19 protein-coding genes are annotated in these 19,676 nt (G+C 27.1%); 4 read left to right on the forward strand and 15 right to left on the reverse strand.

What is annotated here, in order from left to right:
- Positions 1-6 precede the first annotated feature (6 nt).
- The 6 genes from ACBT_RS09220 to ACBT_RS09245 all read right to left on the reverse strand — a co-directional run bounded on the left by ACBT_RS09220 (position 7) and on the right by ACBT_RS09245 (position 7,220).
- Positions 7-522 (reverse strand): rhodanese-like domain-containing protein, encoded by a 516-nt coding sequence (locus ACBT_RS09220; RefSeq protein WP_024774715.1) that lies wholly within the window; start codon positions 520-522, stop codon positions 7-9.
- A gap of 93 nt (positions 523-615) precedes the next feature.
- On the reverse strand, positions 616-2,733 hold the full coding sequence (locus ACBT_RS09225) for a DEAD/DEAH box helicase (protein WP_024774714.1): 2,118 nt from the start codon (positions 2,731-2,733) through the stop codon (positions 616-618).
- Positions 2,720-3,880, reverse strand: a complete 1,161-nt coding sequence (locus ACBT_RS09230) for a bifunctional folylpolyglutamate synthase/dihydrofolate synthase (protein ID WP_024774713.1) — start codon at positions 3,878-3,880, stop codon at positions 2,720-2,722. Before ACBT_RS09230 ends, ACBT_RS09225 begins: the two co-directional genes overlap by 14 nt.
- Position 3,881: 1 nt before the next feature.
- Positions 3,882-4,406, reverse strand: coding sequence for an LPS assembly lipoprotein LptE (gene lptE / locus ACBT_RS09235; RefSeq protein ID WP_024774712.1), 525 nt, complete (start codon positions 4,404-4,406; stop codon positions 3,882-3,884).
- A gap of 4 nt (positions 4,407-4,410) precedes the next feature.
- Positions 4,411-6,876: a leucine--tRNA ligase gene (gene leuS / locus ACBT_RS09240; RefSeq protein ID WP_024774711.1), complete on the reverse strand. Its 2,466-nt coding sequence runs from the start codon at positions 6,874-6,876 to the stop codon at positions 4,411-4,413.
- On the reverse strand, positions 6,876-7,220 hold the full coding sequence (locus ACBT_RS09245) for a DUF6394 family protein (protein WP_024774710.1): 345 nt from the start codon (positions 7,218-7,220) through the stop codon (positions 6,876-6,878). Before ACBT_RS09245 ends, leuS begins: the two co-directional genes overlap by 1 nt.
- Before the next feature lie 153 nt (positions 7,221-7,373).
- On the opposite strand from ACBT_RS09245, the gene motA reads away from it, so the two are divergent.
- The 3 genes from motA (at position 7,374) to ACBT_RS09260 (ending at position 9,289) form a co-directional block, all read left to right on the forward strand.
- Positions 7,374-8,132 (forward strand): flagellar motor stator protein MotA, encoded by a 759-nt coding sequence (gene motA, locus ACBT_RS09250; RefSeq protein WP_024774709.1) that lies wholly within the window; start codon positions 7,374-7,376, stop codon positions 8,130-8,132.
- Between the two features lie 4 nt (positions 8,133-8,136).
- Positions 8,137-8,889, forward strand: a complete 753-nt coding sequence (motB, locus tag ACBT_RS09255; RefSeq protein ID WP_024774708.1) for a flagellar motor protein MotB — start codon at positions 8,137-8,139, stop codon at positions 8,887-8,889.
- A 97-nt stretch (positions 8,890-8,986) separates the two neighbouring features.
- On the forward strand, positions 8,987-9,289 hold the full coding sequence (locus ACBT_RS09260) for a hypothetical protein (protein ID WP_176325395.1): 303 nt from the start codon (positions 8,987-8,989) through the stop codon (positions 9,287-9,289).
- On the opposite strand, the gene ACBT_RS09265 is transcribed toward ACBT_RS09260, so the two are convergent.
- The 4 genes from ACBT_RS09265 to yajC form a co-directional block, all read right to left on the reverse strand.
- Positions 9,282-9,452, reverse strand: a complete 171-nt coding sequence (locus ACBT_RS09265) for a hypothetical protein (protein WP_169729041.1) — start codon at positions 9,450-9,452, stop codon at positions 9,282-9,284. The two genes, ACBT_RS09260 and ACBT_RS09265, sit on opposite strands and share 8 nt — an antisense overlap.
- A 35-nt stretch (positions 9,453-9,487) precedes the next feature.
- Complete coding sequence (secF, locus tag ACBT_RS09270) at positions 9,488-10,456, reverse strand: protein translocase subunit SecF (RefSeq protein WP_024774706.1); 969 nt, start codon at positions 10,454-10,456, stop codon at positions 9,488-9,490.
- Complete coding sequence (secD, locus tag ACBT_RS09275; protein WP_024774705.1) at positions 10,456-12,021, reverse strand: protein translocase subunit SecD; 1,566 nt, start codon at positions 12,019-12,021, stop codon at positions 10,456-10,458. Before secD ends, secF begins: the two co-directional genes overlap by 1 nt.
- A 63-nt stretch (positions 12,022-12,084) precedes the next feature.
- Positions 12,085-12,360, reverse strand: coding sequence for a preprotein translocase subunit YajC (gene yajC / locus ACBT_RS09280; protein ID WP_024774704.1), 276 nt, complete (start codon positions 12,358-12,360; stop codon positions 12,085-12,087).
- Positions 12,361-12,388: 28 nt separating this feature from the next.
- On the opposite strand from yajC, the gene ACBT_RS09285 reads away from it, so the two are divergent.
- Complete coding sequence (locus tag ACBT_RS09285; RefSeq protein WP_024774703.1) at positions 12,389-13,621, forward strand: apolipoprotein N-acyltransferase; 1,233 nt, start codon at positions 12,389-12,391, stop codon at positions 13,619-13,621.
- On the opposite strand, the gene ACBT_RS09290 is transcribed toward ACBT_RS09285, so the two are convergent.
- Genes ACBT_RS09290 through ACBT_RS09310 form a run of 5 tightly spaced genes read right to left on the reverse strand, consistent with a single transcriptional unit; the run spans position 13,618 to position 19,672 of the window.
- Positions 13,618-15,411, reverse strand: coding sequence for an Lnb N-terminal periplasmic domain-containing protein (locus ACBT_RS09290; protein WP_024774702.1), 1,794 nt, complete (start codon positions 15,409-15,411; stop codon positions 13,618-13,620). The genes ACBT_RS09285 and ACBT_RS09290 overlap by 4 nt on opposite strands.
- A complete protein-coding gene (locus ACBT_RS09295; RefSeq protein WP_024774701.1) occupies positions 15,395-15,832 on the reverse strand; it encodes a DUF3015 family protein in 438 nt (145 codons plus the stop codon). Before ACBT_RS09295 ends, ACBT_RS09290 begins: the two co-directional genes overlap by 17 nt.
- A gap of 47 nt (positions 15,833-15,879) precedes the next feature.
- On the reverse strand, positions 15,880-17,142 hold the full coding sequence (locus ACBT_RS09300; protein WP_228130282.1) for a CCA tRNA nucleotidyltransferase: 1,263 nt from the start codon (positions 17,140-17,142) through the stop codon (positions 15,880-15,882).
- Positions 17,081-17,959 carry a mechanosensitive ion channel family protein gene (locus tag ACBT_RS09305; protein ID WP_024774699.1) on the reverse strand — a complete coding sequence of 293 codons (879 nt, stop codon included), beginning with the start codon at positions 17,957-17,959 and terminating at the stop codon, positions 17,081-17,083. The genes ACBT_RS09300 and ACBT_RS09305 overlap by 62 nt, the downstream gene beginning before the upstream one ends.
- 9 nt (positions 17,960-17,968) lie before the next feature.
- Positions 17,969-19,672 (reverse strand): proline--tRNA ligase, encoded by a 1,704-nt coding sequence (locus ACBT_RS09310; RefSeq protein ID WP_024774698.1) that lies wholly within the window; start codon positions 19,670-19,672, stop codon positions 17,969-17,971.
- Positions 19,673-19,676 lie beyond the last annotated feature (4 nt).

The raw sequence follows: 19,676 nt of genomic DNA on the forward strand, positions 1-19,676 counted from the left end.
TTTATACTACTTTTTACAGTGTTCAGCGTAGTAATTACCAAATTTAGTTTTTGTTCCTTCTTTATGTTCACCTGCTGTATATTTCGTAACAACTGGATTACATTCATCAATCCATTTATTTATTTCATAGATTTTTACTGTTTTAAATCCCATTTGTTTAAAAGCTTGTGTTTCAATAGCAGCTCTTGAAGCAGTATTACAAACTACAACTAACTTATCTTTTACAAACTTTTCATCATCATCTAAAACAATATTTTCTAAAGCTTTTTCAGGAGCTTCTCTTCCTACTCTAAAACTTCCTTTTATAGAAGCTCCAGCCCACTCTTCCATAGTTCGTACATCAACGACTGCCCAATCTTTAGCATTTAAAGCATCTTTTACTTCTTGAGTTGTTGCCATCATTCCTGATTGTTTTGCTTCTTCTTTTAATTTCTTACTCAAATCATCATAAGATATAAACTCTGAAGCGAATAATGAACTAAATAGCAATGAACTTGCTATAAAAATTTTTCCTAATTTCATAAAAAACTCCTACAAAAAAATTATTTTAAGTTTATAGGAAAAAGTATTAAATTATAATAAATAATTATATAAAAAAATTTATTTTTATTATAATTATTTATAATGCATATTTTTATAACCTTCTAATCTTTTTTTATATGTAGAATTTAACATAGGATTTTTATAGTCAAGAAAATCAATAGCCAAACACTCTTGATTTCCTCTTCCTATTCTTCCTAAATATTGAATCAATCTTCCATAAAAAGATATTGGTGTTGCAAAAATAATAGTATTTAGATGAGGGAAATCTATACCTTCACCAAAAAAAGAGCTAGTTGCAAGTATAAGAGAACTAGATTTAACTTTTTCCATATTTTCAACTTGCTCTTTTTTATTTTGACTTCCATGAACAGAGACAAATGAAATACTTTCCTTCTTGAGCAGACTTTCTAATATATTTAAATGTTCAATCCTATCACTTAAAAGTAAGATTTTTCTATCACTATTTTGTTTTATTGTTTCAATAATTTGTTTATTTCTATCTTCATTTACTACAAGTTCATTTATTATTGCTGAATAGTTATCATTACTACTTGTAAACTCTGTTTTTATAACTTTTAATTTATTGGTATGTGTCTTTGGTTTTTTATACTCATAAGATATAGAACCTAATTGTTGATAAAGAATAGCTTCTAGCTCATCTTTTCTATTTGGAGTTGCACTAAGCCCTAAAATATATCTTCCCTTAAAGTTTTTTACTATTTGCTCAAAAGTTAGTGCTGGTATATGATGGCATTCATCTACAATAACTTGAGAATAATTCTTTATTAACTCAGGAGTATTATTTAAACTTTGCATTGTTGCAACATCAATATTTCCATTTAATAAATTCTTACCTTTACCTAAAAAACCTATATCATTCTTTTTATATCCAAAATAGTCAACAAATCTACTTATCCACTGATCAAGAAGCATATTTTTATTTACAATAATTAAAGTTTTTACAGCTCTTATTTCAAATATTTTTGCACCAATTAAAGTTTTTCCAAAGCCTGGAGGTGCAACACAAATTGAACTATCAAATTTTAAAATCTCTTTTATAGCATCTTCTTGCTCTGGTCTTAGAGTAAATTGAACTTTTTTTATTTCAATTTGTTCATAAATTCTATTGTCTTTTATGCTAAAATCTAAAAGATTTTCTTTAAAGTATGCAAATAAATTCTCTTTTAAACCTCTAGGAAGAGTTAAATAATTTGAATCTTCTTCATAACCTTTTAAATATTTAGGAATATTGTAAAGTGATTTTCTAAGTGCCAATAAAAGTTTTATTTGAGGATTTTCAAAAGTTGCAAATGATTTTAATTTACTTATAAAACTTTTTGAAAAATTTGAAGTAGTAAATCTTATTCCATTATCTAAAACTAGTTCAAAACTATTTAGAGGAAAATCTATGTTTTTTAAATCTTTTTGAACATTTTGTGGAGTTATAATTTTTGCAAAATTATATATTTGTTCTTTACTTGCTTTTTTAAGATTTGCTAAATAATTCCATTGATCTGCATAAATTTTTTTTGTATTTACATCTAAAAAAACTGTTCTATTTTTATTTCTATGTTGAAGTTGCAAAGGAAGTTCTATATAACTTCCTAATTTTTCTCTTGTCGCGAATTCGCTACTTGGATATAGCTTTGCACTTATATTTGCTTTTTTTTGTAAAAAATATAAAAAACTGTATGAAATTTTAGAACTTATTTTTTCTTCAAAGAATATCCAAGCTAAAACTGAATTATAAGAACTTAAAGAGTAAGAAGCTGGAATATTTAGCTCAAGTAAACTTTTTTGTAGTTTAAAAACATCTTCACTATTTAACTCGAGCACAACATAATTACACTCTTGATTTTTATTTATCAAATAAGATGCTAAAAAAATATTTCCTCTTAAATGCTCTTCTATCTCTTTGTTTGTAAGTGGTAAAAAGTCTTCACCCATAAAAGTAGAAGTTACAGGACTAAATCCTTCTTTTGCTCCATCTTTACTTTTCCATTTTTTTGCATAAATGTCTGCTCTTGAAATAAAAAGTTTTCTAAAAAGTTCTATCTTTTCAAATTTTGAAAACTCTTTTTTTTCTTCTTTACTTTGATTTCTTAAAAAGCTTTCTAACTCTTTTATTCTCTCTTGAATCTCTTGTTTTTGTAAATATAATTCTTGTAATTGCTGTTCAAGAGTTTTCATAGCCTACAATTTCCAAAATCTTTTCAACAACTAAAAAAGAACCAAAAGCAAGATATTCTTCATCTTTTTTAATTTCAAAATTTTGTTTTAAGTCTATTTCTAAATCTTTTATAACTTCAATTAATTTTGATTTTTCAACAACTCTTTTATCCTCTAAATCTATTATATATATAGATTTGATTATTGGTTTTAAAATTGTAAGAACTTCTTTATAATCTTTGTCTGCATATGAATTATAAATTAGATTTATTTTTTTATTTTCAAACTCTTTTAATAAAACTTTAGCAGCTAAAGGATTGTGCCCAACATCAATAAAAAGATTATTATTAATTTTCTGACATCTTCCAAAAAGTGGTGTCGAATTAAAAATTTCAAGATTAATTGGTAGATTTAACTCTTCAAGTGCTTTTAAAACTAAACTTAAGTTCCTTTTTAAATAAGAAGCAAATGTAAAATTATAATCTATGTTAAAATTTTCAACTTTTAAAATCTCTATATCTTTATTAAATTCTGTTTTTAACTCTTTTTTTACTTTTAATGCTGTTTGATAAACTTCATTAAACTCTTGATAACCTATAATCATTTTTTTATCAACTGAACGCATTTTTGTTCTAGCAATTTTTTCTATTGTGTCACCCAAAAAAGATATATGGTCTAGTCCAATGGTTGTAATTAAACTTAAATCATTTTTTACAACATTTGTTGCATCAAACTCTCCACCAAGACCAGCTTCAATAACTAAATAGTCACAATCTTTGCTTATAAAAAAAGACAAAAGTGTTGTATATTCAAAATATGTTAATTTTTCTAAAAGTTCTTCATCATAAATATTTTGTAAAAATTTATGAGCTTTTTGTAGTGTTTCATCATCTACATCAAAACCATTTAACCAAATTCGTTCATTAAATTTTTTTATATGAGGAGAACTATAATGTAAAACTTTATAATCATTTTTAAATAGATAATGAGCTAAAAATCGCCCAGTACTTCCTTTACCATTTGTTCCGACAATATGAATAATAAAAGGAAGCTTTACATGATTATATAAAATATCAGATGCTTTTTTTATGTAGCTATAATCTATTTTATCGTAGTAAAGAGTTTTATGTTTTAAAAACTCTTCTAAAGTTATATTTTTTAAATTCATTTTATTTAAAAGAAGCTACTGCCATTTTTGATAATATTTCAGTTACAGCTCTATCACTTGCTTTTGTAATTGCTTCAAATCTATGAGAATCATTTATACTTGAACCTTTATCTACAACAAAGTCATTTTCTCCATCAACTGTAAAGCTCTTTACAACATTAGTATCTTTTCTAAAATATTTAACACCAATAACTACAGTTCCTCTATATAATTTATTATAACCATCTTTATCATAAGCTAAAGATGAAATTGTTACCCTATTTATTCCTAAATCCATGATAACATCTGCTTCTTTTTCATTATCAACCATGTTAGAGCCTAATTTTTGAATCAAAATTTTTGTAACTGCATCTTTTACCAAAACAGTGTTTCTAGGGTCTTCTAAACTAACATTTAATCTTACAAAAACACTTCCTCTCATTTCTTGCTTTGCATAAGTTGCACTTGGTCTATATCCACAAGCTGTAAAAGTAATACCTAAAATTATTGTAAAAACTAAAACTAAAAAACCTCTAGAAACTATCATTCTTTCATCCTTTGATTACAAAATTTACAAGCTTATTTGGAACAACAATCTCTTTTATTATCGTTGCATTTTCAAGCCATTTTTTTGATTTTTCTTTAGCAACTGCCAGAACTTCTTCATTTGAAGCACCTGGAGTTACTTCTATTTCAGTTCTTTTTTTACCATTTATAGTAATAGCTAAAACTATACTATCTTTAGTAAATACTTCTTGTTTTACTTCTAAACTATTCTCAAAATTCTTAAGCTCAAATAATCTATTTGCTAATTCCCAACTAGCATGAGGAATAATTGGCTCTAAAATATTTGTTAAAATATAGTAAGCTTCAGCCCAAATTGCTTCATTTTGCTGAGTAGAAAGAGCATTTAATGCTTCCATACATGAAGCGATTAATGTATTAAATGCATAAGTTTTATTGAAAACTTCATTTGATTTTACAAGTGCATCATATACTTTTTTTCTAGCTTCTTTTTCTTCTTTACTTAACGAATCATGATTAATATTTTTAAAACTATCAATTCCAGCTTTTGTTACATTATTAGCACGCTCAAAAAATCTTTTTATGAATTTGTATGCACCCTCAACAGCACTATCATTCCACTCTAACTCTTTTGTAGGAGGAGCTGCAAAAAGGATAAATAGCCTAGCAGTATCCGCACCATATTTATCAACAATCATATCAGGATCTACAACATTTCCTTTAGACTTACTCATTTTCGCACCATCTTTTAAAACCATACCTTGAGTTAAAAGTCTTTTAAATGGTTCATTTGATTCTGTATATCCTAAATCTCTTAATGCTTTTGTAAAGAATCTTGCATATAAAAGGTGTAAAATAGCATGTTCTATTCCACCAATATATTGATCAACATCCATCCAATATGAGCTATCAAATGGTGAAATTCCTTCTTTTTTCCATTTTTTATGATTTGTTGCATATCTTAAGAAATACCACGATGATTGAACGAAAGTATCTAAAGTATCAGTTTCTCTAACTGCTTCTTTCCCACAATTTGGACAATGACATTTTTTCCAAGTAGGATGCAAGTCTAATGGATTTCCTTCTCCAGTTATTTCAACATCTTCAGGAAGTGCAACAGGAAGATTTTCTAATTTCTCAGGTACTAATCCACAATCTTCACAATGAACAAAAGGAATAGGAGCACCCCAATATCTTTGTCTTGAAACACCCCAATCTCTTAGCTTAAAGTTTACTTTTTTTATACCAAAAGAGTTTTGTTCAAAATGATAAATAATAGCTTGTTTAGCATCACTATTTTTAAGTCCTGAGAAGCTTTCACTATCAATTAAAACTCCATCTTCTACAAATGCTTCAGTTTGCTTTTCTATAACTCCATTTGCACCAACAATTACTTGTTTTATTGGTAAATTATATTTCTTTGCAAACTCAAAATCTCTTTGATCATGAGCAGGAACTGCCATAACAGCACCTTCTCCATAAGAGCTCAATACAAAATTTGCAACCCAAACTGGAATTGTTTGTCCCGTTAATGGATGAACGGCTTCAATTTCAAGGTCAATTCCTTCTTTTTCTTGTGTTCCTCTATCTCTTTCTGGAACCTTTTGCATATTTTTTATAGCATTAATTTTATTTTTTGGTAAAAGTTCATTTTCTACAATATATTTAACTATTGGATGCTCTGGAGATAATGCTGAATATGTAACACCGTAAATAGTATCAGGTCTAGTCGTAAACACAAAATACTTAGTAAATACTCTATCTAATTTTCCTCTTGATTCAACAGATAAATCAAATTTAAATTCTAAACCTTCACTTCTTCCAATCCAATTTTCTTGCATTGTTAAAACTTGAGATGGCCAAGAGTTTTCCAAAAGTTTTAGATCATCAAGTAATGCTTGTGCATATTTTGTAATTGCAATATAGTATCCTGGCATCTCTTTTTGAACGATTTCATTGTCACATCTCCAACAACAACCATCCTCAACTTGCTCATTTGCTAAAACAGTTTGACAATCATTACACCAATTTACTGTTGCACTTTTTCTATAAACAATTCCAGCTTCATACATTTTAATAATAAATTCTTGTTCCCATTTTGTATAAAGCTCATCACTTGTTGCAAACTCTTGAGTTTTACTAAAAGATAATCCTAATGCCTTTAACTCATCTCTCATATAATCAATATTTTCATAAGTCCATTTTTTTGGATGAAGTTTGTTTTTTATAGCTGCATTTTCAGCTGGCATTCCAAAACTATCCCAACCTATTGGATGAAGAACATTAAAATTATTCTTTCTAAAATGTCTAGCAAAAGCATCACCTAAACAATAATTTCTAACATGTCCCATATGAATTCTTCCACTTGGATATGGGAACATACTTAAAATATATTTTTTCTCTTTTTTATAATCTTCGCTTGGTTCAAAAGAGCCATTCTCTTCCCAAAACTTTTGCCATTTATTTTCAATATTTTTTGAATTATACTCTATCAAAACTCATCCTTTTCATTACTTTTAGCACTTTCTATTAAAGTTAGGGCAACTGAGAAAAGATTTGCAATTATTGCACCTATTGCTAAAGCTATTACTAATTTTAAATTTCCAGAAAAAACAAATACCAAAAATGCAGGAATTAAATGTAAATCTGCAACCAATGAGCTTGCTAATAATTCAGCTGATAAAAGATTTTTAACACCAATTTTCAATATTGTAGAAATTAAGTTAACTCCAGCAGCAACAAATAAAGCAATTACATTTTGCTCATATAAAAACCCAGCTGTTGTTGTAAGCGACATTAAAGTGAAGAAAATAAAGGTAACCTTTCCCCAATCCATTTTGAATCCTTTTTGATATTTGTTATTCTAAATTAAGGTAGACATATTAACCAAAAAATGATAAAAAACCACTTTTTTATAGTTTAAGGCTTTTAAATAGGAATTTTTCAAATAATTAAGATATAATATATCAAAATTTTTACAGGATAATAAATGGATTTATCAGTAATCTTAGGAATGTTAGGTGCAATAGCCTCTATTTCTATAGGTGATGTTATGGAGGGTGGAAATCCTCTACATGTTCTTCACTTAAGTTCATTTCTAATAGTTATACCAACTGCTATGCTTTCTGCTGTAACTGCAACTGAATCACATCTAGTAAAAGCTGCTTTCAAAGAATTTAAGCTAGTTTTTAAAAAGCTACCAATAAATTTTGAAACTAGAATTGATGAACTAATTGAATATGCTATTGTTGTTAAAAAACAAGGTGTTTTAGCATTAGAAAAAGATATTCAAAATATTGATCATGAATTTTTAAAAGAAGCTTTAAGTATGGTTGTTGATGGTTCAAAAGAAGAGCAAATAGAAGAAAATCTTGAACCGATAATCGAAGAAACTGAGCACTATTACCATGGAGCTTCACACTACTGGTTGCTAGCTGGAGAAACTTGTCCTACAATGGGACTAGTTGGTGCTGTACTTGGTCTAATTCTGGCTTTACAAAAACTTGATGATCCACCAGCGATGGCTGCAGGTATTGCAGGAGCATTTACAGCTACTGTTACAGGAATCGCGGGTAGTTATATGTTTTTAGGTCCTTGGGGATTAAAACTTAAAGCTAAGGGACACATAATTATTAAAGAGCAACAATTAATTATGGCTGCTTGCAAAGGAATGGCTAGAGGAGATGCTCCTGGTGAACTTAAACTTAAACTTACAAAAATGGTAACTGCAATGCCATTAAAAGTGTAATAATATGGCTAAAAAAAAAGCTAAATGTGAATGTCCTGCTGGTGAGAAGTGGGCCGTTCCTTATGCTGACTTTTTAAGTCTACTACTAGCATTATTTATTGCTTTATATGCATTAGCATCTGCGAATATAGAAAAGCAAAAAGCTCTTAAAGAAGAATTCATAAAAATCTATAATTTTAATGCTGCAGCAGATACTATAAAAGAACAAGAACATACTGATAAATCTATGACTGATGATCCTACGGATGAAGCTGAAGAAGGTAAAAAAATGTTACTTGAAGCTTCTAAATTGGATGAATTAGAAAATAAAAAGATTAAAGGTGGAAATATTATTGAATCTACACAAGGTACTTTCATGACAATACCTGCTCATCTTGTTTTTGAGCCAGGGAAAGCAGATTTAACAAATGATTATGCTCCAGGATTTATTAAAAGACTAGCTAAACTTTTTGAAACACTTCCAAGCGATACAGAAATCAATGTTAAAGGTTATGCAGAAGAAAGCGAAGTTAGAAAATCTAAATATCAAGACGCTTTAGATTTATCAACTGCAAGAGCCAATAATGTTATTAGAGAACTTGTTAAACTAAATATTCCTAGAGAAAGATTATTTTCATCTGGATATGGTTCTAGCCCTTCTAATAATATTAAAGAAAAAAGAGTAGTTGTATTTGAACTTCACACTATGAAAAATATTGATGAAAATGGTGAAACTGATATTGAATCTATTTTTGATAAGATAAGAGATGAAAACTAAAAAGTTTAGGTTACTTTGGCCCACTTCAAAATGCTGTTTAAAGAAGTTCTTAGACCTTCAATTTCTTGCAAAATACGGCTCAATTATAGTGGTTTTAATGTTCATTTCTATACAAGTAGTGAACATTATTAACCTAAAAAATTATGAGGCTTCATTTTTTTCTTTGCTCGTTAATCTATTCTTTTTAATTGTAGTCCTAACAAAGCTTGAATATTTAAAAATTGATGTATTAAATAAATACATTGATACGACATTAAAAATTATGATATTTATATTCTTTCTGAATTTTATTGCATATTTAGGAGTTGAAGAAGGATTTATATATAGATATGTAATAGCACCTATGAGTTTTCTAGGTTCTTATTTTATATTTTTACTTTTGAAAAAAGAGTCTATTTAAAGACTTCTTTTAAAGCATTTCTTCTATCTTGGATGGAACTTGGATTTTTATTTATCTCTTCTTTACTATCTTTATTGTCTGAAGAAAATATTGTGACAAATACTACACACAAAGTAACAACTAATAAAATAATTATACATATTAATACTTTTGTAGAATTCATAACTTTAACCTCTTTTTAAAACAAAGAAAGAGTAATTAAACTCTTCCTTGCTCATACATAGCTCTTAATTTTTCTTTTTCTTTTCTATTTGCTTCTTTTTGACTCTCTTTAACTCTATAAGAATCTGTACTAAATCCTAAGAATTTAATAAAAGGAGAAACAACAAAAATAGAAGAATAAGTTCCTATAATTATACCTGCAAACATAGTGAATGAGAACGCATAAATAATTTCTCCACCAAAAATAAGCATTGTAGTTACAACAAATAGTGTAGCAACTGACGTTAAAATTGTTCTAGAAAGAGTTCTACTAACTGAGTCATTTATTAATCTATCTAAATCTCTCTCTTTAGTAATTTGTAAACTCTCTCTAATTCTATCGTTTACAATAATTGTATCATTTACTGTATAACCAACTAAAGTCAAAATTGCAGCAATCATGTCTAAATTTACATCAACTTTAAATAAACTAATAAGTCCTAAAGTAATAATAACATCATGAATAAGCCCAATTATTGAAGCGACAGCAAATCTCCATTCAAATCTAACTGCAATATAAATTAGCATTGCTAATAGTGCCATTGCTAAAGCCATAATACCTTTTGTTCTAAGTTCTTCACCAACTTTAGCACCAACCATATCAATTTTTCTAATTTCAAATTTTCCAGTTGGAACTAAAATTTTATTCATTTCATCACTAATATCATTTGTAACATCACTTGAACTTCCAGTAAATCTAATAGTCACTTCATCTGGTCCTCCAAATTCACTAACATTAGATCCAGCATATTTTGTACCTTCTAAAACTTCTCTTATTTTATCTATTGGTGCTGCATTTTCATATTTTACCTGAACAATAGTTCCACCAACAAAATCAATTCCGTAATTTAAACCTCTAGTTAATAATAAAAAAATTGAAGCAATAATTAAAATTCCTGAAATACTCAAAAAGGCTGTTTTTTTACCCATAAAATCATAGGTTTTACTATTATTAAAAATTTCCATTATTTAACTCCAAACCATTTTTTATTATCTTTATCTTTTGCAATCTTTGGTAAAATCGCTTGATAAATACCATGAGTTCCAACAATTGATGTAAGCATTGAAGTTAAAACTCCAATTGAAATTGTAACAGCAAATCCTTTGATTGGTCCACTTCCATATGCATATAAAACAATAGCAACAAGTAGTGTTGTAATGTTAGCATCCACAATAGCTCTAAGCGCATTTGAATATCCATCTTCAATAGCTTTATGAACACTAGCCCCATTTCTTAAAACTTCTCTGATTCTTTCATTTATAATAACATTTGAGTCAATTGCCATACCAATTGTTAGAATAATTCCAGCCATTCCAGGAAGAGTAAGAGTCGCTCCAAAAAGAGCAATAACTGCTAAAAGAATAAAAACATTAGCAACAAGAGCTATATTAGCAATAACCCCAGCTCTTCTATAATAGGCTATCATAAATAAAAATATTAATACTGTTCCAGAAACTAAAGCTATCATTGAAGCTTTAATACTATCAGCTCCTAAAGATGGTCCAACGCTTCTTTTTTCAAGTAAATTTACACTAGCAAGTAATGCTCCACTTCTAAGTGCAATTGCAACATTACCAGCTTCTGCTACAGTAAAACCTCCGCTAATTTGTCCACTTCCTCCACCAATTCTTTCATTAATATTTGGGGCAGAATAAACTTTACCATCAAGAACAATTGCTAATCTTTTACCTACACTTTTACCTGTAAAATCACCAAAAATTCTAGCTCCTGCAGAATTCAATGTAAAATTAATAATAGGTTGATTTGATTGACTATATGCAACTTGGGCATCAACGATTTGGCTACCATCAAGAATAGGAATCTCTTTAACAAGATATTTTTTATTTGGATTATTTATATCTTCTAAAATCAAATCTCCATATGAAGCAGCTTGTGAACTTGTCATCTGATAAACTTGTTCTATTCTATCTTCATCAACTGCCATAAGTTCAAGATTTGCAGGTTTTGATATTAAATCTCTAGCAGCTTTTTCTTCCTCTGCTGTTTTAATTCCAGGTAATTGGACAACAATATCACTCTCACCTTGTCTCAAAACAGTTGGCTCAGAAAGTCCAAATTGATCAAGTCTGTTTCTAATAGTCTCAACAGCCTGCGCAACAGAGAAATCTTTTGTTTTTATAGTCTCTTCTTCTGTAAGTTTTAATCTATACTCAAGATTATCTTTAGAGATATCTAAACCACTAATTTCACTCAACATTTTATCTATTTTAGGCATTTCATCTTTGTCTAAAACAGAGAAAATAACACTATCATTTTCAACAGTTAAACCATCAATTAAAAGTTCTTCGTCATCACTAAAATATTTAACTGCTGTCGCTATTGATTTCATTTTAGAAGTAACTGCTTCATGTGTATTTACACCTAAAAGCATGTGAAGTCCACCTTGAAGATCAAGTCCTAAGTTTATCTTTTTTCCATAATCTGTCTGGAGAAGAGAAGGAATAGCAAAAACTACACCAAAAATTATACTAATTATAAAAATAACAAGTTTGAAATTAAAAATTTTCAATTCTAATCCTTAAAATAAGAGATTTGTGAGAATAAGATATGAAGAATCATATCTTATTATAATTTATTCAGCTAGAGCTTTAGCAACAAACTCTTTAGCTAGTTTCATCTCTGAATTATCACTATTTTTGATTAAAAAGTATGTCTCTTCAACCTTAACAACTTCAACGATTAAGCCACCATTTGTTACAATCTTATCACCTTTTTTAAGACCAGCAATCATATCCTTATGAGCTTTCGCTTGTTTTTGTTGTGGTCTAATGATTAAAAAGTAAAATATTGCAAATAATGCAACAAGAGGTAATAATGAGCTTAAAATATCTGCACTTTGACCTTCCATTAAATTTCCCTTTAAAAAGTAGTTTATAATGTTTTTGTTAAAAACTAATTATTTTAACAAAATTAATATAATAAAAGGCTTCATAACATCAATTTGGCTTAGTGCTTTTATCTACTTAAGTTTTTTTGGTTTTGAAATAAAAATTATTAATTCTATTTTTGGACTTTTAGGAATATATTTTCTTCTTACAATACCTAAAAATTCTCTATTTTTTGCTGGTTTTTTTACAGGAATATTTTGGTGTAATTGGATGGCTGTTAGCCTTCAATATTATGACTTGACTTTTATTTTTCCATTAGTTCTTTTAGGAATAGGAATAGTATTTGGAATAATATTTTACCTATTTGCAATAATAGATAATGTTATATTTAGAAGTTTTGCTATTTTTATTTTTACATTTACTTCTCCATTTGGATTTAACTGGATGAAGTTTGAACTTCTTTTTATAGATTCATATTTTAGTACATCAAAAATAGCTTTTGCTTTGATTTTAATATCTTTAACTCTTTATATTTACATAAAAAAATTTAAATATGCTCCTTTATATTTACTTATTTTAGCAATAAATTTTTCAAATAATCTGAATTTAGAAGAACCAAAGATAAATATTTCTATGCCACAAATGATGATAAATCAAGATTTAAAATGGCAAAAAGAGTATATAAATGATTTAATCAAAAATAATTTTATTAAAATTGAAGATGCTATAAAAGAGAATAAAGATTTAATTATTTTACCTGAAACTGCTTTTTCTTTTGTTTTAAATAGAAAACCTGAAATTTTAAATAAACTTATAGAACTTTCTTATAATATTGATATTATTGTAGGAGCATTATATGTTGAAAATAGAGAAGTTTTCAATGCTTCATACCACTTTTTTAATGGAAACTATGAAATAGCAAAAAAAGTTGTACTTGTTCCATTTGGAGAAGAAATTCCACTTCCTAAATTTTTTGTTGATTTAATAAATGATATATTTTACAACGGTGCTAGCGATTATTCAAAAGCAAGTGCACCAACTGATTTTTTAATTAAAGGTGAAAAATTCAGAAATGCAATTTGCTATGAGGCAACAACTGATAAAATATTTGAAGATCTTGGTGATACAAAATATATGGTTGTAATTTCAAACAATGCATGGTTTATTCCATCAATTGAACCTACTTTACAAGATTTACTTTTAAAATATTACTCTAAAAAATATGGTGTTATGATTTTTCATACGGTAAATGGAAGTCCAAATAAAATTTATAGACCCTAAAAATAGTAATAAATACCAAATTTCAAATTATCCTGCTTTTTTTCTAAATTATTATTTTTATAATTTAGATTTAAAGCCAAATTTCTATCAATTTTGTAAGTTGTAAATATTTCAAAAACTCTATTTTCAAAATTTTTATTATATTTATCATAAGCAAATGAACTACCAAACTTAATGTTTTCAAAGCTATTTATTATAAATCCAAAATTTGTTCCTAAAGATGCATATTGTTCATTTGCTTTATATAATAAATTTGAAGCCAAATTTGAATAAAAAATTGTACTAAGAAAATTATATGAAATACCAACTTCTGGTTTAACTTTAAAAAATAGTTCTTCATTAAAATGCTCAATACTTGCATCAATTCCCCAGGAAATAGGTTTAAAAATTATATCTTGAGGAGCTAAAGATTTAATTTTTAAGAAAGTAAATCTATCAACTTTTATATCTTTATTTTTCTCTTTTTTAAAATTTATATCAAAAAAATCTATATATGCACCTTCTAAATATCCATTTTCAATGTCATAAATATCATTATAGGCCGGTTTTATTCCAAATAAAAAACTATCATTTGAAGTATAAAATAAATTGATTCTTGCCGAATCATGAGAATTAATAGGATTTATAGGCTCTTTTATATCAAAAGATGAAGCTTCTTTAAAAGTACTTCTTTGTTTTAGAATATTTAAATATTTTTTTGTATATTCATCTTTTTTTAGCCTATTTTCTGCTCTTTCATACTGTAAATAACTGCTTTTAAGATCTAAATAAGATATTTTATCGCTTTTACTTAAACTACCTTCTAAATCTTTGTTTTCATTTAAAAATTCATTTATAAAAGATTTATTCTCTATCTTCTCATCTACAATATATCTTATTTTTTTCATGTTTGAATATCTATAGTTAGATTTTTCTATTAGATTATTTTTTGAAATTAATTTGATAGTATCAAGAGGTATTGTTTTAAATAAAAAATTATTTACTAATTCTAACTCTGGTCTTGCAACTTCTAAAAGCCATAAAATAGCATATGAACAATTTTCTTTAAAGAAAAAATAATCTGCATAAGAGTCTTTTAATTCCCAAGAATGTAAAACTAGTTTTCTAATTTCTTGCTCATTCAAGTTTAAATCATATTCCCAAACATCTCTTTGTTCTAAATTATTGTACTCTTTTATTTTTTCATAATATGGCAAAATAGAATATCTTCCTTCATATCCACCAAAAAGTCCTTGATATGCAAAAATAAGTCCATTTTTTTCATCTGTTTTTGCTGCATAATTTATTGCATTTGAAATTAAAGGAGTATCTTTGTTACTTGAAATCTTTAAAAATGTGTGACCATACATTGATGCAGGTGAATTTATATGAGAAGTTGGAAATACTAACGTTACAAATTTAGCATCTGTGGCTTCTAAATATTTTTCTAAATCTGAGCAACTATAATTTTGAATATTTTCTTTTAAAGAAGGAATTTGTTCTTTTAACCATTCAACTCTTAGAGGAAATCTACATAAAACATCTTTTTTAGCACTTTGCAAAGCATTTATAGTTTCAAATAACTCTTCTTTTAAATTATTCTTTCCATTTTCTGATACAAAAAAGTTATTTGAATCTATTTCACTTTCATCATTTCTATAATGTAAAAGCTTTGCCCAATAAGGATTCTCATATATTTTACTATTTTCAACAAAAGATTCAATACTACTTGAAAAAAGTGAAGTAAAAAAAAGGAGTTTAAATATAAAAAATTTAAACCCCAATTTAAAAAGATTAGATATGTTTTGCAATGTTATCAATAACTTCTGCTGAAGTAACTTTTTCACTTGTGTAAATATCAGAAAAATTTGCTTGTAATTTTGAAGCAAAATCTTCTTTGTTTTCAATATTCATTAAAGCTGCAACTGTATTTAAAGTTTCACCTTTTCCTGCTGAAATATCCATAGCTAACTCATCCATATTTTCATTAACAAATTGGTTTAACTTATCATTTGAAACAAAATTTGAAGGCTTATTACAATTTGATGTACCACTTGTAATACCAAAAGTTTGATTCCCTGATGTTGCATTTGTTGTTGCAGCAAGTGCTTGAAGAACTGTTGAGTTTTGGTTTTTAATAACAATAGAACCTAATCCACAACCCGTATTTGAATTTGCATATAAAGAACTTACTAATCCTAAAATAGCAACAGCTGAAAGAATTTTTTTCATTTTTTTATCTCCTTTTTTTAAATAAACGATTTTATAGGGTTTTTACTTTAAATACTTTTAATTTTATATCTTTCTATAATATTTTCTATTATTTGTTCTTTATTTAAACCTTTTTCAATTTGTAAAATTAAAGATTCATCCAATATTTTCTTAAATTCAATAGATTCTTTAAATCCTAGATTTATCAAATCCTTTCCTTTTACAAATATCTTTAAAGGTTTATCAAATACATCCAATTTCTTAGCTAATTTTTCAACTTCTAAAATATCAGATTTTTCTAAAGCTTTCTCAATCAAAATAAGTTCTTCTAAAGATAGGATCAAAGAAAGATTTTTTAAGAATATTTCATTTAAATTTGTAGAATTTCCACTTAAAAGTAGAATAGTTGATATAAATTTTTTATCATTTGTAATACCATTTAAAAAATCTAAAATTCTATTTTCATCAATACCTTTTAAAAGAGTTGCAAAAAATAGATACAACTTTTTAAAATCTGGAAAATCAGTATCTCTTAAAAAATTTGCTAAATTATCAATACTTTTATATTTATTTCGAAAATTTATTGAAAAAAGTTCGAAATCATCAATAAGTTTTAATCCTATAGATGGATTTAAAGATTTAAGAAATATCTTTTTTAACTCTTCAAAGATTCTCTCTTTTGGCAAAAACTCTAACTCTTTATTTTTGATAATTTGAATACATAATTCTTTTGTTTTAGAATCAATCTCAAAATCAAATCTTGAAGAAAAACCAATTGCCCTATAAACTCTTAAACTATCTTCAACAAATGTTTTGTCATCAATATGTTTAATTTTTTTGTTTTTTAAATCATTAATTCCATTAAAAGGATCTATAAAACTATTTGTGAAATAATCATAAGATATAGCATTTATTGTAAAATCTCTTCTTCTAGCAGCATCTTCAAACGATAATTTAGAATAAGTTTTTACTATAAAGTCTTTGTGAGTTTTACCAATTTTTTGTTCAGTTCTTGGTAGGCTAAAATCAAATTCGAAATTTTTTGTAGAGAGTTTTAAAACCCCAAAAGATTTTCCAACACAGTTTACATTTCCAAATTTTTCTAAAAGAGGAATTATATTTTCCAAAAATTCCAAATTAAAAACTTCAATATCAAAATCTTTAATTTGTTTATTTAAAAAAAAATCTCTTACACAACCGCCTACAAGATATGGTCTATAACCATTTTCTTGCAGTTTAATCAATATATCAATTAAAAGATTTGGTATATCAATTTTTGTTGTAGTGGTAAACATCTTGTTTTGGATATGGTATAGAGATTCCAAACTCATCAAATGTCACTTTAATGCTCTCTAAAAGTTCAGCTTTTGCACTCGCATAATCAGAAGATTTAACCCAAACATTTACCGTAAGATTTACAGAACTATCTGCAAGTGCAGAAACTCCTATTCCAATAGTTTTATCTTTTAATACTTTTTCATTTTCTTTGATGACTTTTTCTAGTACTTCTTTTGCTTGTTTTATACTATCTTCATACGAAATACCAACAACAATATCAATTCTTCTTGTATCATTTGCATTTACATTTGTTATTGAAGCACTTGTAATTGAACTATTAGGAACAATAATTTTTTGATTATCGGCAGTTAAAAAAACCGTATTAAATATAGTAACTTCAGTAACTGTTCCAGTAACTCCACCAGCAATTACAGAATCACCCACTTTAAAAGGTTTAAAAATAACTATCATAACTCCTGAAGCAAAATTTCCTAAAGAATCTTTTAGTGCCAAACCAATAGCTAAACCAGCAGCTCCAAGTATTGCTAAAAATGAAGTTGTAGCAATTCCTAATTTGTTTAACGCTGCTATTATTACAACAGTTATTAATGCATAATAAACAATATTTTCTAAAAACTTAACTAAAGTTTCATCAATTCCATTTACTTTTCTTAAAACTTTTCCTAAAATTTTAACTATCTTATTTACTATCCATTTTCCAATAAAAAATATTAGAAGAGCCATTATAAAAGAAATTGTGTAGCTTATAGCTATCTCTAAAATATTATCAGGCATAAAAGTTTTAAAATCTCTTGTTATTTGATCAACATTCTTTTCAACTGTTTTTTCTATTTGTTTTTCTATATCCATAAATTCCCCCTATTTAATTAAATCAGATATTTTAGAAACTACTTCATCTATTTTTACTTCAACTTTTTCTAAAGTTTTTCTATCAACTAGTTCAACAATTCCTTCAGACAATTTTTTACCAATAATAATTGCATATGGAAAACCTAAAAGTTCGAAATCTCCGATTTTAAATCCAAATCTAGCATTTATTCTATCATCTAGTATTGTTTCTATTCCTAATTTTCTTAAACTCTGATAAATATCTTCTCCGGCTTTTGCTTCATCTTCATTTTTTGAATTTGAAACAATAACATCTACCATAAATGGCGCAGTTTGTTTAGTCCAGATACAACCTTTGTCATCGTGATTTTGTTCAATAACTGCAGCTACAAGTCTTGAAACTCCAATTCCATAACATCCCATAACAAAAGGTTTAGCTTTTCCATTTTCATCTAAAAAATTTGCATTCATAGCTTTTGAATATTTTGTTCCTAATTGGAAAATATGCCCTGCTTCAATTCCTTTTGTATATGAAAGCTTTCCACCACAACAGTTACAAATATCACCCTCTTTTACTGCAACTAAATCTTTAAAAACTATATTTTCAATTTTAGTTATATCTACATTAATAAGATGATAATTTTCTTCATTAGCTCCACAAACAATAGAATTTGATCCTTCTAATTCACTATCAACTACAACTAACACATTTTTTGGAAGATTTTTAATACCACAGTATCCTGCAACTATTCCAGCTTCACTTATCTCTTCATTTGTAGCATCTATAATTTCTAAAGCATTTATACTATTTACAGCTTTTGTCTCTTCAAGTTCATCACTTCCTCTAACAAAGAAAATTGCAATTTTTAAACCCTCTTTAAATATTGCTTTTTTTATAACTGCTTTTAAAGTTTGTTCAGTAGGTACATTTAAAAGTTTACTAACATCTTCAATCGTTGTTGTATTTAGAGTTTCAACTTTTGTCTCAACACCAATCTCAAAATTGTATTCAATTTTTTTTCTTTTAGCAGCTTCAATATTTGCAGCATAATCACAAGAATCACAAACAACTATAGTATCTTCTCCGCTACTAGCTATTACGTGAAATTCTTTTGAACCACTTCCACCAATTGCTCCACTGTCAGCTTCAACAACTCTAAAATCTAGTCCTAATTTTGTATATATTTTTTTATAAGTAGCTTCCATAAGATTAAATTCTCTTACTAAATCTTCTTCACTTGAATGAAAAGAGTATCCATCTTTCATTAAAAACTCTCTTCCTCTCATTAAACCGAATCTTGGTCTTGCTTCATCTCTAAATTTTGTATTTATTTGATATAAATGTACAGGTAAATCTTTATATGAAGTAATTCTGTTTTTTACCATATTTACAACTGACTCTTCATTTGTTGGACTTAAAACAAAAGATGTACCTTTTCTATCTTTAAATCTTAACATCTCATTACCCATAGTTAAATCTCTACCAGATTCTTCCCATAATGATAGTGGAGTTACAAATCCAAATTGAACTTCTAGTGCTCCTGCTTCATCCATCTCTTCTTTTACAATTTTTCTAATTTTCTCTAAAACAATTTTTCCTAAAGGCATGAAATCATAAATACCAGAACCATTTTGACTTATAAAACCACCTCTTACTAAATATTGATGAGAAGGTAAAGTTGCATCAGATGGCATCTCTTTTGTAGTTGGAATAAAAAGTTTACTAAATTTCATATGT

The organism is Aliarcobacter cibarius, from assembly GCF_013372265.1.
GTDB lineage: Bacteria > Campylobacterota > Campylobacteria > Campylobacterales > Arcobacteraceae > Aliarcobacter > Aliarcobacter cibarius.